Raw genomic sequence first — 247 nt, forward strand, 5'->3', positions numbered from 1 at the left:
GCTCGACGCCCACACGGCAATCTTGTTGACCCACAGCATGAAGCGGAAGCCGAAGATGCACACCACCAGTACCAGCACCGCGAACAGGCCATAGGCCAGGCCCAGGGTCAAGTCGGTTTCCGGCAAGCCGGCCAAGCGCTTGGCACCGCCGACCAGGGCATCGCCCGAGCTCCACACCGACAGCGAGAAGAACGCCACGGCGGTGAGCAACGACAGGAACGAGCCGACGATACGCCCGTGCACGCCG

Annotated in this window: 1 pseudogene; it reads right to left on the reverse strand. The window is 65.6% G+C overall.

Annotation, left to right across the window (positions count from 1 at the left end):
• A pseudogene (locus SB725_RS33085) lies at positions 1–247 on the reverse strand (cytosine permease); the annotation flags it as partial.

The organism is Pseudomonas sp. SIMBA_041, assembly GCF_046535095.1.
GTDB classification, from domain to species: Bacteria; Pseudomonadota; Gammaproteobacteria; order Pseudomonadales; family Pseudomonadaceae; genus Aquipseudomonas; species Aquipseudomonas mucoides.